Genomic DNA, 18,562 nt, shown 5'->3' with positions numbered 1-18,562 from the left:
GCGCCGGAAGATCCCTGCGCCGTCTGTCCGCAAATTTGACGAAAAACGCATCATTTTTTACACTGCTTCATCCCTTTTTGTACCTAATAAATAGCATAAAACCCCAGGACTGTCAAGCATAAAAATGCCGGTGACGAAACTTTACACACGCAGGTAAAAATGATATAATAAAAGCGTTAAATTCTTTGTCCTCCGGCATTTTTTGTATATTTTAACCAGATAATTGCCCCTGTTTTTTGCACTCTGCAGCCCTGGACCCCATCCGGGCTGTTTATCCTTTATTCCATGTATTTTTGCAGGAAGGAGCCGATCCCGAATGAAAAAACTGATCGCCCTGGTCGGCGTGCTTTTGGTCATTGCCGGTGCGCTGGCCGTCGCTTTCACGCCCGACATTCTGTCCCTGCTGATCATCAGTCTCATGTGTCTGATTCTGCTGCTGGGGTTCAGCGCCGGCATGGTGCCCTTGATGCTCTATGCCGACGGACTGCGGACCGCACGGGGCAACATCGTCCATTTGTCCGAGATCAGCACCGACACCCCCTGGGTGGCGCTGCAGCAGCTGGAATATTTCTTCCACCAGAAGACCCTGGACGACCTGTTCGCCCTCTACCGCAGCAAAATCAACGAGCAGCAGAAGGAAGATCAGGTCCCCAGCGACATTGAGGACGTCATCAACGAGGAGGCCCTGGCCCTGCGCAGCTGGCAGAACGTGGTGAACCAGATCCCCGGCACCATGACGGCCCTGGGCCTGCTGGGCACCTTCCTGGGCCTGATTATGGGCATCAGCAGCATCAGCTTCAGCTCGGTGGACGCCACCATCAGCAGCATCGAGACGGTGCTGCAGGGCATTGACGTGGCCTTCTACACTTCCATCGTGGGCGTTATCTTCTCGATATTGTTCAACCTCTGCCACAAGCTGCTGTGGAACCTGCTGGTGCGGGAGCTGGGCCTGTTCACCGAGAGCTTCCATATGTACATCATGCCCAGCGCGGCCGAACAGACCCGGCTGCGCCGCAACAAGGAAATGCAGCAGATTCTGGAGCGGCTGGAGCGGCTGCCCAAGAATCACGGCTACATGCCGGCGGCGGCGCCCACAGCCGCCGCCCTGAACCCCGGCAACGAACAGCGCCTGATGCCCGAAATCCAGGAGGGCATGAAAAATGGGGAGTTCATCTTCTACGTCCAGCCCATCTGCGACCTGAACACCCGGGCCATCATCGGCGGCGAAGCTCTGATGCGGTGGAAACACGGCGATTTCGGCCTGGTGCCTCTGAACGACTTCATCTCGGTGGTGGAGAGCAACGGCTACATCACCAAGCTGGACCAATACATCTGGGAGGAGGTCTGCAAGACCATCCGCCACTGGATTGATTCCGGCATACGGCCGGTTCCCCTGGCCATCAACATCTCCAAGACCGACCTGATGGCCATTGACCTGATCCAGTTCTTTAAGACCCTGATCCACAAATACAAAATCCCGCCCCGGTATCTGGAGCTGGAAATCGCCGAGAGCGCCTACCTCCAGTGCGAAGGGGCCGCCCGGGACACCGGCGACGTGCTGCAGCAGGCCGGCTTCCGCCTGGTGATCGACGGCTGTCAGGACGATTTCATGGGCATGCTGGCCCTCAAGGAGGCCAAGACCGACGCCCTCAAGCTGGATCTGCGGTATTTTTCCGACGACCAGCACCGCGGTACCGAGAAGCTGCAGGCCGCCCTGGAACAGGCCAAAAAGTTCCGCCTGCCGGTGATTGCCTCCGGCATCGAAAACTCCGAACAAATGACCATCCTGCGCCGGGCCGGATGCACTTCGGGCCAGGGCTACTATCTGTATAAGCCCATGTCGCTGCAGGAATTTGAAGAGCTGATCAAGCGATGAAGAGACATAACAAGTCAAAAAACAGCGGCGAGCCGCTCAATTACTGGCAATCCACCGCAGATATGATGTCGGCGCTGCTGCTCATCCTTCTGCTGGTGATTATGCTGTTGCTGCTGTATATCATCCAGATTCCCGAGGAGGACTACATCGACCTGTACCCCGGTTCTTCCTCCAGCCAGGCCGCCAGCTACGAAGACGGCGGCTGGGGCGGTGACGAAGAGGGCGGCTACGATGAGCCGGACGACGATGACGGCGGCGGCTGGGGCGGCGGTGGCGGCGGCGACCAGGGAGACGGCGAGGACGACTACGAGTTCCCGGTGGCCGGCGGCGGCGCAGGCCTGGCCAGCGGATACGGCAAGACCGCCGTCTACGTCATGGTCACCGACGCTGAGACCGATGCCACCATCAAGGAGGCCGGCATCCAGTTCGAGCTGTACACCACCGACGGCGCCATGCAGTTCCTCAATACCTATTACCCCCGCCGGATCGAGTACCGCAAGTACGAGACTACCACCGAGGGTGTGTTCTACCTGCCCGAAAAAATCCTGCAGGGCCACTATTATCTCCACGAGCTGACCGAGCCGGAGGGCTATGATTCGGCCGGCAATATTGAGTTCTGGGCCAACGAGGACCGGGACTGGGACGAACCCCTGGTGGTGGTGGTCCCCCTGATGCCCTCCAAGAACGTCATCCGCATCCAGATGACCGACACCGACACCAACCAGCCGGTGGACGGCGGCGTCTATGACGTCATCGCCGCCGAGGACATCATCACCAAGGACGGCACCCTGCGCTACAGCGCCGGCCAGACGGTGGACCGGATCGAGTGCAACGAAAACGGCTACGGCGAGAGCATCGAGCTGTATCTGGGCGAATACACTCTGGTCCAGACCAGCGCGCCCCGGTACTACGCCTCCGACCTGGAAGAGCGGAATTTCACGGTGGAGAAAAAGGAGGACGGCCTTCTGGCCCCCATCCACAAGATCACCTGCGAAAAGACCACCGTCACCGTCCAGGTGTCGGATGAACTGTACCCCAGCGAAGGGCTGGGCGACATCACCTTCCGTCTGACCCAGGGCGGCGTGGGCACCACCATGGTTTCCACCGACGAAAACGGCCAGCTGATTCTGACCGACCTGGAAAAGAACACCACCTACCGCCTGCGCCAGCTGGAAAGCGCAGACAACTACCAGTTCAGCGACGCCGACTTTGTGTTCAGCGTGTCGGCCGACGGACGGGTGGAGGAAGAAGCGCAGAAGAGCTATGTCATCACCAACCGGCTCATCCGGGCCGAGATCAGCGTGGTGGACCGGGTGCTGCGCAGCCATGTTTCGGACTTCAACGTAGCCCTTTATGACTCCCAGGATCAGCTGGTGGGCGTGTGGGATTCCACCGCCCTGGCCCGCAGCCTGGAGGGCCTGGAGCCCGGCATCTATTATCTGGTGCTGAACGGCAAGACCGAAAAGCGCCAGGCCATTGAGATTCAGGACACCGCCGAAATCCAGATCATCAACGTTCCGGTCTGGACCACGGTGGGCGTGGGCATTCTGGGTCTGGTGGCGGCCCTGGTTCTGGGCCTGGCCGCTTTCCTGATCCGCCGGAGACAGCGCCGTGGTCCCAGCGACCTGCCGCCGCCCTCGGTGGAGCTGATCGCCGCGGCATCCCGGGCCGGCGCCGCCCAGGCGGCCGCCGAAACCGCCCCGGAGGCCAGCGGTAGCGAACCTCAGCCCGACACCACTCCCGACGCAGAACCGGAAACCCCGTCCGCTGAGCCGGACACCGCACCCGGGGCCCCTTCGGCTGAGACAACGGCTGCACCTGTGCCCGAATCGGCCGACAAGCCGGAGGATGAACCTGCCCAGCCGGAAAGCCAGCTCGTGACCGCATCGGCGAAGGCAGAGGCCGCGGCCGGGACGGACACCGCACCCGAGGTCCCACCGGCTGAACCGGACACCGCGCCCGAGGCCGGGCCCTCTGAACCGGCGACCGAGCCTGCCCAGGCAGAAACGGCTCCTGAAGCTGAGTCTGCCCAGACGGAGCCGGTTCCCGAAGCCGCACCGGTCCAAACGGAAACGGCGTCTGAAACCGCAGCCGCCGGGCCGGCGACCGCATCCGAATCCACACCCGCAGCCCGGACCGAAACCCGCCGTCCCAGAGGCGGCAGTCACGCCAAACCGCGCCGCTCCTGGTGGAAGCGGGATCCAAAATAAAGAGGGGGAGATGCCATGAACGATGAATATATCACCATACGGCTGAGCGATTTTCTGCACGCTCTGATCAAAAACCGCGGGCTGATTGCGGCCACCACCATTGCCGGTCTGGCCATCGGCGTGGTGCTGTCCATTGCCTCCTATATGCGAGGCGAAATGGCCAAAGGCTACAGCATCACCTCCTCCATCGCCGTCACCACCCAGGACGCGGGCGGCAACTTCACCACCAACACCAGCAACCCCGACTCCTCCGACATCCAGTTGGCCGAGGACATGGTGGACGCGGTGATCTATGTTCTCAAGAGCGACCGCACCCTCAAGGCCGCCATCCAGAACATCGAGCTGGTGGGCATTGCGGAAACCGATATTTACAAGAACCTGCTCCTCACCCGGTACAAAGAGACCCAGATCATCGAGATGGACCTCACCTGGCGCAGCGCCGAGGAGGGGGTGGAGATCCTCAACGCCATCAACGAGGTGGCCCCCGAAATCCTCATCGAAACCCTCAAAATCGGCAGCGTGTCGGTCATCAACGAGCCCAAGGCCACCTACCGCATCGGCGGCAATGTCAACGCCTCCATGTGGCTGTATATGTCTTTGCTGGGCCTGGCCGTCGGCATCGGCTTCAGCTTCTTGAAGTTCCTGCTCCTGCCCACCGTGGTCAACACCAAGGACATCGAAAACACGCTGGGGCTGGAGGTTCTGGGCGAAATCCCCGAAAACGTGGAGTATTTCCGCCGCAAAAAGTCCCTGCTGGTGGAGGACGACGACCCCATGGGGGCCGAAGTCCGGGAGAGCTTTGTCTCGGCGGCCCATATCCTGCACAACCGTCTGGGCGTGGGGGAGCACCAGTGCATTTACATCACCTCTGCCGAGCAGGATGAGGGCAAGACCCACGTCGCCGCCAACCTGGCGGTTCAGCTGTCCGACCTGGAACACAAGGTGCTGCTGATCGACCTGGATGTCCGCAATCCCAGCCTGGGCGGGCTGTTCCTGGACAAAGTGGACTACGCCCACAGCCTGAACGCCCTCTACCGCGGAGACGCTTCGCCGGAGGACGTCATCACCCACCTGACCGGCTATCTGGACCTGCTGCCCTCCATTCTGGAGCCCAAGGAAATCCCCCTGAGCGATGCGCTGCTGACCCTCATCAAGGACCTGTCCCAGAACTACGACTACGTCCTGATGGACTCCGCGCCGGTGGGCCGTGTGGCCGAGACCCTGAGCCTCAACCGCATCGCCAAGTCGGCCCTGTTCGTCATCCGGTTCGACTATTCCAACATGAACACCATCCGGGATTCTCTGGAGCGGCTGGATAAGTCCGGCATCAACCCGCTGGGCTGCATTGTCAACCGGGTCAAGACCCTGGGCGACAAACTGAACAACAACAACTACAATTACGAGAGCGAAGGTTCTGCCTCCCGCCGCGGCCGGGGCAGCTCCTCCGGCAAATCCTCCAGCCGGCACTGACGCCGGCCGGGATATCCCATCCTTTACCGTCACAGGCCTGCCTCTTGTCTTCACGGGGCAGGCCTGCTTGGTGATTCACCCATCTCAGACCAGGAGTTTTCTATGGCATTTGACTTCAACCTGTTTTTCCTCTGGGCCATCCTCTATTTGCTCGGGTATCTGGCCACCTTTGCCGCCGTGCGGCACAATCTGTCCAGCCGCCGGATGCTGCCGGCCCTGACGGCCGCCTTCCTCTTTCTGTACCTGTGCGCAATGGTTTTTTCCGGCCTGCTGTACCAGTACTTCGGCGACGATGTGATGGTTCTGTACTGGATCCTGGTCTGTTACGTCCTGGGCCTGGCGGTGTATCTGGTTCGGCTGCTCTGGCGGGACCGGGCCGAGATCAGCCGCCAGCCGCTGCTGTTTCTTTTCGCCAATCTGGCGATGGTCCTTTATATCACACTGGGTTCCCGTCTCAGCGACATGTACAGCCGTGAAGTCCGGATGGTCCCCTTTCAAAATCTGATCCTGGCGGTCAGCACCGGCAACTTCTCCATCTTGAACCACTCCATCCTCAATATGCTGCTGTTTCTGCCCACCGGCATCCTGCTGGCCCTCCTGGGCCCCCGCCGGATGCGCCGGGTGGAGATCGGCTTTCTGCTGGGCCTGGTGCTGTCGGTCGCCATTGAGACCGTCCAGCTCACCGCCAAGCTGGGCACCTGCGACCTGGACGACATCATCAGCAACGCCCTGGGCGCGGCGGTGGGCGTTCTGCTGTGCAATCTGCTGATTCCGCGCCGGCCGGCCCGCAGGCACTGAGGCCCCCGGCACCATCTTTCCATCCACGCACAAAGCGGCGGGAGGCCAATCCTCCCGCCGCTCTTTTTATGGCACAAACAAAAAAGAAGGGCATTTGCCATGCCCTTCTTTTTCTGGCGGAGACGGTGGGATTCGAACCCACGTGCCCTTGCGGACAACTTGATTTCGAGATGTTTGGGGAACCACTCGGATAAAATCCGTAGAAAGTTTTTGAGTAACTCCAGTTCCCAAATCCACTCGCACACACTCCTGCAGATCCACCTGATCGTAAACCTCCGGATGCGTTAGAAAAGCCGTAGATAACACAAGGCACTCCAGCAAAGGAACTCAAAAAAATCCAGTAAAATCAATGGGTTGTGAGGTCAGGCAGAGAAACAGCCCACACGATTTCGAATTATATGAACAAAGAGTCGCTGGGAGATATTAGGACGATTTAGGACAGCAAAAAGTCAGAGTTATCAAGGGTTTCCACTAACTGAATACATCAAGCCGTTCTCCCACAATGGCAGTAAAAAAGCCGTTTTTCAAGCAAAGTGTTAGAAAAGCCGTAGATGACGGCGGAGTGAATAGTCGTTTAAGTAACTATGGGTTCCGCCTCTCGAGTAGGACAAATTCCCAGAAGAAAGAGCCTGCTGTTGACAACTGGGGCAAATGAAATCCATGACAGAATAAGGAGAGCAAGAATGAGTACAGATTACTCGGCCTTACTGCTGGAATACCCTGCAGTCATCAGCAAAGACCAGTTATACCGGATTTGCCATATCAGCAAGCGGAAGGCGACATGGCTTTTAGAAAATGGAATCATCCCATGCAGGGACTCAGGGAAAAAGACACGGAGATTCCAAATTTACACGGCAGATGTAGTGAATTATCTGATCACATTAGAGAACGAGCCACAAAAGGTTGCAATCCCGGTTGGGATCTTTACAAGTAACAAATATCGAAAAAAGCGGGAGAACCCGGTGGCGCATCTGCCACGTTCTGAGCTAAAAAAACATCTGTGTTTAAAATGGCGCAGTGAGCCTGATGCCCTTACAATAACTCAGATTTCCAAAATAACCGGCTACAATATGCAGACGGTAGGTCAGTGGATCAGCAAAGGAAAACTTCAATATGTATCCTGTCCCGACGGAAGAAAGGTTGCGAAGCGGTGGCTCATACAATTTATGACTGATTATATACTGGCTTCTCCGTACCGCCTCTCTTATACCATGAGGCGCATCATGGAGGATCTGGATGGGTAGTGTCTACAGCGGCAGGTCATAAGAAACCTGCCGCTTTTTATGACTGTTCATATCTGTGGAAGGAGACAAGAAATGGCCAACAAATTTTTTGAAGAACTTTCAAGATGCTTGAGAAAAAAGGAAATTGAATCAGCAAATTACGAGGACAAGCGGCTGGAGGTGTTCCTCCACGGCCAGCCTGTCCTCTTCGTTTCACCGGCCAACGATGTGTTCCTGCTGCCTGCGGGAAGCAAAAACGAGGAGGCCAGTGAATTGTACCATCAGGTGGCCATGGATGCGGACGAGGTATACAGTTATGTGGAAACGATGCAAAACGCCCCCCTGCTCCATGCCTCTGGCCTGCATGAGGACTTCCGCCTGCTGGCGGACTTCGGCGGCGCGGTGCTGGCAGGCCAGGAACGAGAAAATGGCCAGGGGTATCAATTTGTAACCTGGATCTGGGACTATGACCGAACTGGAGTCAGCCACGGTCACTACTATGAAGATGACTTCCAGAGCGCCAAGCAGGACTTTGCTGTCCGCTCCGGCCTGATCCCCAGAGCGCAGTTATTTACCCCGGAGGAACTCACAGAATTGTACCGCGCCGCGGAGCATTGGTTCTATGAAGGCCCGGAGCTGGACTACAAGCAGCAAAAAGCCATTCAGGAGGCCAGAACAAAAATCGAGTACACCGTCCCGGATCTGCAGAGCCGGTTGGAGCAGGCCCAGAGCCAGGAACCGCAAATGAATTTATAGATCCTACGCTGAACAAGGCGGGGGCCGTATCATCTGCCATCGGACAGAATACGGCCCCCGCTTTTTTGTTTTCAGAGCAGAAAAAGCAAGTGAGGTGCTCCGTGTGGATCCCAAAAAACTGAACAGTTATGTCGGGGTGGTCAATCAACCACCTCCTAAGTGGAGTAGTGTGAAGAAGTGGCTGCTCCACATCAACTATGCGCCCGGCTATGCCCCGGAGCCGGAACAAAAACCAGTGTGCCGGCAGTTCTCCCGCTGCGAGGGCTGCCCCTATCCCGCCCACGGTTTCCTCTGTTGGGGCGGCGAGGATGACTGTATGCGCACCAGAGTAAAAAAACTGAACGAAAAGGAGTTGGAGCATGAGGATCAAAGCGGCTTTGTATAACGCTGATCACTTGGAATATGGCTTGGTCACTATCCCCTTCCCCATCCCGCAGGATCAATACAACGACACGATCAAGATGCTGGAGGCGCTGGATATCGGAGACCCGCGGGCAAAGGATTGTATGGTGGAGGAGATCGAAGGCTGCGTTCCCAGTCTGAAATGCCTGGAGGGACACAGAATCAATGTGGACGAGTTGGATTACCTCGTCAAGCGGTTGGACAGTTTTTCTGACGGGGAGCTGGCACAGTTCCAGGGGATGGTGGTGAAAATGGGACTCTCCGATATGACCGACCTCATCAATTTGACCTTTTGTTGTCAGCAGGCCACGGTCATCACGGACTTTTCCGACTTGGAGCAGATTGGCCGGGATCACTACATGAACCTACATGGTGGCTGCGCCTCCATGGAAGAGCTGGAGCGGTTAGATGCACGCAAGACAGCACTGGATCTGATTCTCAACGACACCTCCGGCCAAATTACTCCCTACGGTGTAGTGTACGACAACGGTACGATGTTAGAACAAGTTTATGATGGCCGACATTTTCCGGATTTCTACTATAAGAACAGTATGGCATCTGTATTACTTTCATTAAACAATCAAATGAATGAACAAGAAACACTATATTTCCCATGTGCTGAAAGTGAAATCACTCGGACACTATGCCGTTTGGGTGCAACACAGCCGGAAAAATTTACTGCGACGCTGATTGCTACCGATGATGATATCAGCCCAGCGGTCAGGAGTGTTTTTGAAGGCGAATATCCTCTAACGGAACATTTGAAGACATTAAATGCATTGTCTAAGTGCCTTCAATTGTTTGATGCACAAACTTTGGACAAATTTCATACCGTTTTCGATACTATCTGGCCTGATACCCCAGAGGAAATATTATGGATTGCAGAGAATATCTATGATTTTACTGTAATCCCCGGCATAAGCAACGCAGAAGAATATGGGCAACATTTGATTCAAGTCTCTGGACATTTTGAAGTTAAATCTGAGTTGGATTCATATATTGACTATCAGAAATTTGGAGAGCATTACATCAAGAAGGAAGGCGGAGTATTGGGGGATCGCGGCTATGTGGCCTATTTGGGAAATAAACCTGAAATTGAGGCAATTGTCATACGGAGGATAACAGCAGAACAGAATACACAAGATTTTCAGTTGGGGGATTTTTCTTAATGTGGAAGGAAACCGATCTTCCCAAGGTGAAGATGATCGCCCATGTACTCCTCGATATGCCAATCGCGCCAACCTCATTTTCGCCGGCTATCGTCAGCCATCCGTTTACAAGTACCGGGGTTACCGCTACTCAAAATGAGGATGGCAATATCACTGTGGTCGACTTGCTCAACAACAAAGAAGACTATGCCAAATGGAAGGAGATGGTGGGCAAACAGATCGACAGTGCTGAAAACGCTTGTCAGGTATTTTTCCTTCTTAACAAGCCCTATTATCTGACCTTTCTCAAATTTACCGCCCCAGTCCTTTCACAGGAGGATCTGGGCCAATTGCTGGCTCATGCGTGGATCTTGGAGGAGTGCCCAAACCAAGACCGCAATGTGAGCAAAAGAGAACTGCTGACTCTATTCCATTCTGTCCCGCCGGAACTTCTGATGGACGAGGAGGAGTACGCAGTTTATCAGTCGCTGGAGGATCCTGTGACTGTCTATCGTGGTGTTACCTCCTACAATGCCAAAAACATCAAAGCACTGTCCTGGACGTTGGACCGGGATACGGCAGAGTGGTTTGCCTACCGCTTTGGTGAGGAGGGCACCGTCTATGAGGCTCAGATCCAGAAAGAACACATTCTTGCCTTTTTCAACGGTAGAAATGAGTCAGAAGTTGTGGTAGACCCCAAATACCTGGAGCAGATCATGGAGTCACCGGAGCCAGAGATAGGGATGCGGATGACCTGAATTTTCTCCACGATTTGTAGTAGACTTTCATCACAAGTTGTGGTATTGGTTGTGTTCAAAAAACAGAAACGAGGTGATCGAAGTGAAAAAACAAAGTAGTTTCCAACAGACGCCCCCCTTTGACCTGCGGCCCGCTTCCGTTGAGGAGGCGGGCCTTTTCTATTCCAACGATGAGCGGGACGAGGCACTGGGCACAGTGGGCCACCTCCGTATGGACTTCGGCTCCGGCGGGAAGGGATTCCACCACACCTGGTGGCCCCACAACGAAGACCGATTCAACACCCCGGAGTTCAAGGAGGCCCTGCAGAAATTTGTGGATGCCATGCGGCAGGACGGGCCGCTGAAGAACTTGGCAGCCATGAACACCTATTGCTGGCACAACGGAGGTGAAATTGCAGAAAACGACCGCGTCTACGGATTTATTTCGGAGACAGAACATTACCGTTTTTGCTTGCGCTGTACCCCCAGGCCGGGGGATTACCAAGGCTATCTGTATGTCTACGACCTGCGCCAGCAAGAGATGGCCAGGCAGGACAAGCTGGTGGGCCGAGTGAGCTATGCCAGCGGCGAGAAACAGGAATTCACCGATGCCGGGCAGTACCTCCAGGCCATCCGGGAGGAACTGCCCTATCGGGACACCACCGGATTTTGCTATGAGACCCTGACAGTCGCTCCAGAGGTGAAAAAGGCGGTGGACGACATCCTGCTGGACTTCGCCGGCGAGGAGAACCCCCGCCGGGTCTGCAACTATGGTCTCACTGAGGCCGGAAAGCAGGCCCTGCGGGATGCTGCGGACCCCAGCAAGCCTCACACCTATTCCTGGTTCGTGATGACTGACTGCAACACTTCGAAGGAGCAGATCCACAGGGCTTTGACACTGGATGGGGCGATACAGCTCTACCAAGACAGCGACCGGCCTGAGAAAAGGCTGGGCGTCACCAAGGACGAGATCGCCACGGTGGATTTGGTTCGATTTTGTGATGGAGAACAGCAGTTCTTTGAGGACTACCGCAGGCTGGAGAGTTTCCGGGATGACCCGGCCATTTCCGATGCAGCGGAGACTATCCGGCAGGAGCTGAAACAGACAGCGCCCCAAGAGGACATAACGATGGGAGGAATGTGAAGTGCGAGAAGTACCGAGAGAGTGGCTGGAGTTCATGCGGGAGCAGTATCCCAAGGGCAGCCGGATTCGATTGATTGAAATGGCGGACGATCCCCATCCCCTCCCGGAAGGTTCCATGGGGACGTTGGATCATATCGATGATCTGGGCACCTTCCACGTGAAATGGGACAACGGTCGGGAGTTGGGGGTGGCCATCGGGGAGGATCGATTTTCCGTCCAGCCGCCGGAGCCAACTCTTCTCAAGTTGTATTTGCCCCTGACCGCCGACTTTTACCCGCGGGACGAGTGGGGCGATACGTCCGAGGAGGGCGAGGAGTGGGATGGCCGGACGCTGCTGGACTACGAGGACCATATCCGGGGCGCCCTGGTCAGAAACCGGATGCCGGAGGAGAAAGAACGGGGCGTTATGCGCTGGTACGATAAACAGGACAGCCTGAATGTCAAAGTGCGGTCCGCGGAGTTCAACGCAGAGGAACGCAACGGCCAACTCTGGGGCGTGGCGGAATGCCGGGTAGTTGGGGAACTCTCCCCGGAGGAACTTTCCTCCCTAAAGGACTACCTCACCGGCCAGGCATCCGACGGCTGGGGCGAGGGCTTTGAGCAGAGAGAAATCGAGATTGATGGCGGCGAACTCTATGTTCACCTGTGGCAGTGGGACAACTGGAGCATCCAAACAGAGCAGGAGCGGTTCGCCCCCAAGTTTGCGGATGGCTTGCCGGCGGAGTGTTTCTCCACCCTACAGACCACCGGCCAGCTCATTTGCATCCGGCGGGGCGAGTCCGGCTACTATCCCTCCCAGTGGGATACCGGAGACAAGGAGCGCAACGTGGAGCTGGCAGACGAGCTGAATGAGCGGCGTGGCGTCACCCCCGCCCAGCGGCAGGCCATGGAGATCGGAAGCATGGCAGGCTGGGATGTTCCTGGGGCGGATCCTGCCAATTATGAAATTCAGAGAGAGGAACAGACAGAGGGAGGGATGACCCTTGGATAAGAAGATCTTCGAGGTGGAGATCAGCAGCGGCGGGCCCGAAAGCTATAAGACCTCCGCAGTGCTGACGATGCCGTGTACCCAGGCGGAGCTTTGTGACGCGCTCCAGAAGGCCCGTGTCCAGGACGTCAAAACTTGCCGCAATGAGCTGACCAGGATCCGCTATCCCGGTATCACAGCGGATATGATCGGTCGGAATGTGGATCTGCTGGAGTTGAACCTGCTGGCCCTCCGGCTGACCATGCTGGGTGAGGATGACCGGATGGGGCTGGACGGCCTGCTCCAGATCGAGAAGGAAAACCACACTGCTCCCTTTCCCCTCTCCCGCCTCATCAACCTGACCTTCAATGCGGATATCTGCCTTCTGGCGCCCCAAGTCTCCGACACGCAGGAACTTGGGGCGCTTTTGTATGAGGGGGAGATGCTCTCGGAGGAGGCCATGGCCCTGGTGGATACCATGGAGGAGGACAGCAGCTTTCGGGAGAGGTTGCTGGAACTGCTGGGGGAACAGCACCAGGAGGAGCACAGCGGTGTGTTCACCAGCCGGGGTTACGCGGAGCCTGGCAGTGACTTCAAAGAGGTATATCGGAAGGGCGAGATGTTCTGCTTTGCCCGCCCCAGCGCCCCGGTGGTGCTGGAGGTACGCAAGGGATTTTTTGACGATCCCAGCTATGATAACGATAAGACCACTATCCTGAACCTCCCCGCTTCAGACGCCGACATCTGGCGGGCAGTGGGAGAGGTAGACGCGGCCTCGCTGGACGAGTGCGCCTTCCGCTGTATCGACTGTGAGATCCCCTCTCTGCGAGATGCGGTCGATGATGCCATCGAACAGGAGGGCGGCATCGGCATGGCAAGCGAATTCGCAGCAAACCTGGCGCAGAAAAAGCAGAGCTGGCATGAGGCGGACTGGGTCAAGTACAAGGCTCTGCTGTCTGTGGCCGGGTGCCCCAGCCTGCAGGACGCCATCCAGCTCATGCACGGTCTGGACGATTACGACCTCCGACCGGATGTGGCCGCGACCTGGGATTATGCGGAGGTGGTCTTGCGGGAGAAGTACCCGGATCTGCCGGAGGAACTGTTCCAGACACCCCAGGCCGCTATGGTTGGACGACAGATGCTGGAGGAGAACCACGCGGCCATCACCGACTATGGCCTGTTCCGCCGGAAGGACAACGGCCAGCTACCGGTCTTCCAGCGGGAGCCCCAGGCGATGGACAGTCCCCAGATGGGAGGGATGTGAGCATGCTGGATTTCGAGAGTCGACGCATCCGTGATCTGCGGGGGATCGACTTCTCCAAACTGGAATTTGAGGATCTCCGGTGGAAATACGGAACCTTCCAGAGCGTCAGCACCGGCTCCGGCCGCGATAAGAAGTACAGCTCCTGGTCCGGCGTCAAAACCCGCATCGGGGAGATCGAGGAGTCCGTCTGGTACCAGGCGGCGGAGAAGCTGATCCGAGGAAAGGGCGAACAGGAGCTGCTGGGATATTTGACCCAGTGGTGTTCAGAGCGGAACTTTCTCAAGGAATCCGCCGGTGAGATCCGGAAAAAGGCACTGCAGCTCCATGTTGACCGCATCTTCGATCATCCCCGCTGGGTAGACTTTGTCCCCTTCAACCGCCAGTACCGGCCGGAGATCTTGCAAACGGCCCATCTGGTGACCGTGGTCAACGAGTGCTGTCAAAAACCCGGCGTAGTCACTCAGGAACAGATCGATGCCTCTGACAATGGGACCGTCGCCTGCCCCTGCTGCGGCAGATGGAGTCCATTTCGCGTTCTTGAACAGGCGATTCAAACAGAGAGCGCGGCCGGGCAAACAGAGGAAGCAAAGGGAGGGATGCATCTGTGTTAAATCATCAGGACAGGCTGTTCGATCTGCTGGACGGCATGGAAATGACCAAATCGGAGCATGATTGGCTGGAGTTGCGGTTTGCCAATATGACAGAAAAAGAGAGGCTCCTGTTCACCGGCGCGCTGGAACTGGAGCGCCCGACGCAAGCTGACCGTGTGATGGAACTGGCGAACCAGCTTCCCTGCTTTGATCTGTACTACGGAGCCGGGGACGACGAGGCCCTGGGCCGGTTCGTCCTGGAACACCTGGAGCGCCCCTCACCGGAGGCTATTCCCTTCCTCAACGCGGAACAGGTAGGCACGGCCTACCGGGAACGGGACAAAGGGATCTTTTGCCAGGGTCACTATGTACGGAAATCCTCCCTCATGATCCCCATGCCGGAAACATCTCAGCTCCTTCAGCCGGCGGTCGGGGACTATGCCATCCGGGTCAGGCTGGCCAGTCGGGAAAACATGGAGGGTGTATGGGTGGGTTTCCCCGATACCGGGGACCACATGGACGCCGCCCACCCGGACGAACTGCTGCTGGGGCTGGACGAACTCCACGCGGAAACGCTCAGCGAATGCATCGTGCTGGAGGCGGACTGCTGCCTGCCCCAGCTGGAGGAGATCCCCGACCAGTATGCCTCCGCAGGTGAGCTGGTGCGCCACGCTATCGACTTCGGCTATGCCTGGGCGGAGCGGGGCCAGGGAGAACCCCACTGGCTGGACAAGTGGCAGGCGGTGCTGGAACTGGAGGACTGCCACCGGCTGGATCAGGCTCTGGATTATGCCCAGAACCTCCGGCAGTATGCCTTCGTCCCCCGTGGTTTAGACTTGGCGGAGTATGGCCGGGAACTGGCTGTCCGGGACGGCGTCATCCCAAAGTCCGGCCTGCTGGCGGAGTGCTTTGACTGCAGAGCCTACGCCGAGGAGTATATGAACCAGCACGGGCTGTCCGCCACAGACCACGGATATGTCGCGTGGAACGGCGGCGAGATCTCCTATGAGTACAGCCAGCCGAAGCAATCCAACAGCCCCTCCATGTCCATGTAACCGCCGCAATTTTGTTGGATATTGGTATGGCTATTCCGCCCGGAGTGTGGTAGTGTTTGCGGCAAAGGAGGCACAGCCGATGGACGAACGCAAACAAATCGCCGAAGATACCCTGGACCAGCTCATCGAGCAGGCTCTGCGGGAGTTGGACCGCGTCGAGCCGGATGGACTGGCAGAAGAAAGAATGTCCGATATCAGCGACGAGATCCGCCGTGACCTCCGGCTGGAGGAAACCCAGCGGACGCTGATGCTGGATTACATCACGCAGCTCAATCGCGTGGCGCAGAAACAGCGCCGCTGCCTCTACATCCAAGGGGCAAAGGACTGTGTCCAACTGCTGCGGGGTCTGGGGGTGATCAAATAAAATAAGCAGAACAGTATCTGAAATCATGCAGGGGCCGTTTTCCGAATGGGGACGGCCCCTTCTTTTTTTGCGCCCTTTTTCGGGAAATCAGGTCCCGGAAAGGAGCGACTATGGAAAAAGAACGGCTGGCGGAATATCTGGAGCAGTATCATCTGGGAGAGTTCAACGCCGCCACCAGCCGGGAACTGGAGCTGACCTTCGGCATCAAGGGCATCGAGGTGCGCCATCTGGTCAATCAGCTGCGGCGGGACGGCGTACCCATCGCCAGCAGCGGGAGCGGTTACTTCTACGCCGCCACAGAACAGGAGGTTCGGGCCACCATCGCCCATCTGACCCGGCGGATCAGTGGCATCGCCGCCGCTATCCGCGGGCTGAACCGCTCCCTGGAACGGTTCGACACGGAGCAGACCTGCCTCCCGCTGGACGGAGGTGATCCCCCCTGAACAGTTTTATGAGCTGGGTGGGCGGGAAGAAAGCTCTGCGGGAGGAAGTAGTGAAGCGATTTCCCCTGTTCTATGAGCGGTATGTGGAGGTGTTCGGAGGCGGCGGCTGGGTGCTGTTTCATAAAGCCCCCGGCAACGACTTCGAGGTCTACAACGACTACAACGGCCTCCTCGCCAACCTGTACCGCTGTGTGCGGGACAAGCCGGATCTGCTGATCAACGCCCTGAAATATGTCCTCAATTCCAGGGAGGACTTCGAGCGGGCGCGGCTGGCTCTGCACCGTAAGCGCACCACGGATATTCAGCGGGCGGCCTGGTTTTACCAGGTCATCCGCCAGAGCTACGCCGCCGCTCTCACCAGCTTTGCCAGCCAGCCTCACGATATGTGGAGCAACTTCCCGCTCATTGAGCAGGCCCACCGACGGCTGGCGGATGTGGTGGTGGAAAACCAAGACTTCCAAACACTGATCCGGCACTATGACCGCCCAGTGACCTTCTTCTACTGCGACCCACCCTACCACGCCACAGAGGGGTATTACCAGAACATCGGTGAGGACGGCTTCACGGAACGGGACCACATCCGCCTGCGGGATGCCCTGCTGTCCATGGAAGGCAAGTTCCTGCTGTCCTACAACGACGATGCCTTCATCCGGGGGCTGTACGATGCCCCCGGCATCCAGATCGAGCCGGTGACCCGGCTGAACAACATCCGACAGCGATACGACCCTAACTGCCAATTTTCCGAGCTGCTCATCGCCAACTATGACATGGCGGAGCGCGCTCATGCCACAACACAAATCAATCTGTTTGACTTTCAGAAGGGAGAATTTGATGAAACCTATGTATTTTAAGCTCTACCACAATCCTGAGAACAAGACCCTGACGATCCCCCGCGCTGCCCTCCAGCTCTCCGGCCTTGCGGACGCGGAGGAGCTGATCCTCCACACAGGCGGCGGATATGTCCTGGCGGCACGGAATGCATTGAGTACCCTGGAATGCCTGCACCTTCTCCAGTTCCTCACCTCCACTGCCGCATCTCTGCTCCTCCAGCTGGCGGTATTCAGCCAGGAAGGGGCGGAATTTCCCGAGTGTGAGGACACCCTTGAGGAGGAAGATGAAATGGACGATCCCGGCCTGACCATCCCCACCTGTCTACTGGAACTGGCCGGACTGGATGAGGCGGACAGCCTGGAGGCCGTTGCGGAGGACGACCGGGTGATCGTATCCAAGGCAGAAGATGATGACCCCAGCGAGCACAGAGAGGAAGACCCGCTGCAGGAGTTCGACGAAGGCTTCCGCGCTATGCTCCAGGAGGGCAATGTGGACCTGGATGCCCTCCGGCGGCAGATGCGTCAGGAGAAAAATCATGCGTGAGACGTATCTCTACCCATATTCCGCGGAGGAGGCCTGCCGACGGGGAGAACAGTCTCTGTGGAGGGCCAGTTATCTGGAGAACATTGACTGCAAGGATGCCATTCAGAAAGCCGTACGACAGCACTACGACGGCGACCATCTGGACAAGAAATGCCTGACCGAAGTTATCCAAGAGTTCGGCTATAAGCGGACAGCCTGGGTGCTGGCCAACACGGTTCAGCAATTGGAATGGGGTGGCCAGTACAGTTCCGAGAATAAAGCATGGGCCAGTCAAATCTATATCCCACCAGATAAACTCCACAATCTCAGCTTTGTGGTGCCAACCCGCTCCGCTGTACTGGATGGAGTGGTGGACCAATACCGCACGGCATATCGGGCGCTTGGACTCTTTGGACCCAGCCAGTGTGAACCAAACTCCTTTGAAGATCTGAACTACGAGGGAAAGGTGCTGGTGCTCTCTTCGGATACCCTGAAGGAAACCTACTGGACACCCCAAGCTCAGCTCTGGTACGCCCACGATGGCTTTGGATGCAGCCCCAAAGCCATTGGCCGTTCCATCCGCTGCACCTGCCTGGGGGATGGAGAGATGACCCGCTGGAACCGAACAGACTTTATCGGCGCGCTGAAGGACGAATTCCTTCCGGAGTGGGCAAAGGAAAAGCTGATGGAGCTGAAAGGGCAGGAACAGAACAACGACTCCCCCGCGATGGGTGGGATGACCATGGAATGAGGTGATTGATA

19 protein-coding genes are annotated in these 18,562 nt (G+C 57.2%); all 19 read left to right on the top strand.

Features of this window, described 5'->3' with window-relative positions:
* Positions 1–316 precede the first annotated feature (316 nt).
* The 19 genes from B5E67_RS08690 (at position 317) to B5E67_RS08600 (ending at position 18,551) form a co-directional block, all read left to right on the top strand.
* Positions 317–1,876 (top strand): EAL domain-containing protein, encoded by a 1,560-nt coding sequence (locus B5E67_RS08690; protein ID WP_087384736.1) that lies wholly within the window; start codon positions 317–319, stop codon positions 1,874–1,876.
* A complete protein-coding gene (locus tag B5E67_RS08685) occupies positions 1,873–4,086 on the top strand; it encodes a SpaA isopeptide-forming pilin-related protein (RefSeq protein ID WP_087384734.1) in 2,214 nt (737 codons plus the stop codon). The genes B5E67_RS08690 and B5E67_RS08685 overlap by 4 nt, the downstream gene beginning before the upstream one ends.
* A gap of 15 nt (positions 4,087–4,101) precedes the next feature.
* A complete protein-coding gene (locus B5E67_RS08680) occupies positions 4,102–5,556 on the top strand; it encodes a polysaccharide biosynthesis tyrosine autokinase (RefSeq protein ID WP_087384733.1) in 1,455 nt (484 codons plus the stop codon).
* Positions 5,557–5,658: 102 nt separating this feature from the next.
* On the top strand, positions 5,659–6,354 hold the full coding sequence (locus B5E67_RS08675; protein ID WP_087384731.1) for a VanZ family protein: 696 nt from the start codon (positions 5,659–5,661) through the stop codon (positions 6,352–6,354).
* A gap of 683 nt (positions 6,355–7,037) precedes the next feature.
* Positions 7,038–7,598 carry a hypothetical protein gene (locus tag B5E67_RS08670; protein WP_087384730.1) on the top strand — a complete coding sequence of 187 codons (561 nt, stop codon included), beginning with the start codon at positions 7,038–7,040 and terminating at the stop codon, positions 7,596–7,598.
* 72 nt (positions 7,599–7,670) lie between these two features.
* Positions 7,671–8,333, top strand: coding sequence for a hypothetical protein (locus tag B5E67_RS08665; protein WP_087384728.1), 663 nt, complete (start codon positions 7,671–7,673; stop codon positions 8,331–8,333).
* Between the two features lie 103 nt (positions 8,334–8,436).
* On the top strand, positions 8,437–8,718 hold the full coding sequence (locus B5E67_RS08660) for a hypothetical protein (RefSeq protein WP_140394184.1): 282 nt from the start codon (positions 8,437–8,439) through the stop codon (positions 8,716–8,718).
* On the top strand, positions 8,693–9,904 hold the full coding sequence (locus B5E67_RS08655; protein ID WP_087384727.1) for a hypothetical protein: 1,212 nt from the start codon (positions 8,693–8,695) through the stop codon (positions 9,902–9,904). Before B5E67_RS08660 ends, B5E67_RS08655 begins: the two co-directional genes overlap by 26 nt.
* Positions 9,904–10,641: a hypothetical protein gene (locus B5E67_RS08650; protein ID WP_087384725.1), complete on the top strand. Its 738-nt coding sequence runs from the start codon at positions 9,904–9,906 to the stop codon at positions 10,639–10,641. The genes B5E67_RS08655 and B5E67_RS08650 overlap by 1 nt, the downstream gene beginning before the upstream one ends.
* An 82-nt stretch (positions 10,642–10,723) precedes the next feature.
* A complete protein-coding gene (locus B5E67_RS08645) occupies positions 10,724–11,764 on the top strand; it encodes a hypothetical protein (protein WP_087384723.1) in 1,041 nt (346 codons plus the stop codon).
* Between the two features lies 1 nt (position 11,765).
* Positions 11,766–12,755: a DUF4314 domain-containing protein gene (locus B5E67_RS08640; RefSeq protein ID WP_087384721.1), complete on the top strand. Its 990-nt coding sequence runs from the start codon at positions 11,766–11,768 to the stop codon at positions 12,753–12,755.
* The gene (locus B5E67_RS08635) at positions 12,748–13,995 is read left to right on the top strand and encodes a hypothetical protein (RefSeq protein ID WP_180956686.1); all 1,248 of its coding nucleotides are present in this window, start codon (positions 12,748–12,750) and stop codon (positions 13,993–13,995) included. The genes B5E67_RS08640 and B5E67_RS08635 overlap by 8 nt, the downstream gene beginning before the upstream one ends.
* A 2-nt stretch (positions 13,996–13,997) precedes the next feature.
* Entirely contained in the window at positions 13,998–14,606 is a 609-nt protein-coding gene (locus B5E67_RS08630; protein ID WP_204246540.1) for a hypothetical protein, read from the top strand.
* Positions 14,600–15,640 (top strand): hypothetical protein, encoded by a 1,041-nt coding sequence (locus B5E67_RS08625; protein WP_225123463.1) that lies wholly within the window; start codon positions 14,600–14,602, stop codon positions 15,638–15,640. The genes B5E67_RS08630 and B5E67_RS08625 overlap by 7 nt, the downstream gene beginning before the upstream one ends.
* A gap of 79 nt (positions 15,641–15,719) precedes the next feature.
* Positions 15,720–16,004 carry a hypothetical protein gene (locus B5E67_RS08620; protein ID WP_087384719.1) on the top strand — a complete coding sequence of 95 codons (285 nt, stop codon included), beginning with the start codon at positions 15,720–15,722 and terminating at the stop codon, positions 16,002–16,004.
* 110 nt (positions 16,005–16,114) lie between these two features.
* Positions 16,115–16,447 (top strand): hypothetical protein, encoded by a 333-nt coding sequence (locus tag B5E67_RS08615; RefSeq protein ID WP_087384717.1) that lies wholly within the window; start codon positions 16,115–16,117, stop codon positions 16,445–16,447.
* Between the two features lie 8 nt (positions 16,448–16,455).
* Complete coding sequence (locus B5E67_RS08610) at positions 16,456–17,298, top strand: DNA adenine methylase (RefSeq protein WP_087384715.1); 843 nt, start codon at positions 16,456–16,458, stop codon at positions 17,296–17,298.
* Positions 17,279–17,821: a hypothetical protein gene (locus tag B5E67_RS08605; protein WP_143405406.1), complete on the top strand. Its 543-nt coding sequence runs from the start codon at positions 17,279–17,281 to the stop codon at positions 17,819–17,821. Before B5E67_RS08610 ends, B5E67_RS08605 begins: the two co-directional genes overlap by 20 nt.
* Positions 17,814–18,551 (top strand): DUF3849 domain-containing protein, encoded by a 738-nt coding sequence (locus B5E67_RS08600; protein WP_225123464.1) that lies wholly within the window; start codon positions 17,814–17,816, stop codon positions 18,549–18,551. The genes B5E67_RS08605 and B5E67_RS08600 overlap by 8 nt, the downstream gene beginning before the upstream one ends.
* The last annotated feature ends 11 nt before the right edge of the window (positions 18,552–18,562 follow it).

It is taken from the genome of Faecalibacterium sp. An122 (assembly GCF_002160895.1).
Taxonomy (GTDB): domain Bacteria; phylum Bacillota; class Clostridia; order Oscillospirales; family Ruminococcaceae; genus Faecalibacterium.
Note: the sequence above shows the minus strand (reverse complement) of the source record. Positions and strands in the feature narration are given on the sequence as shown.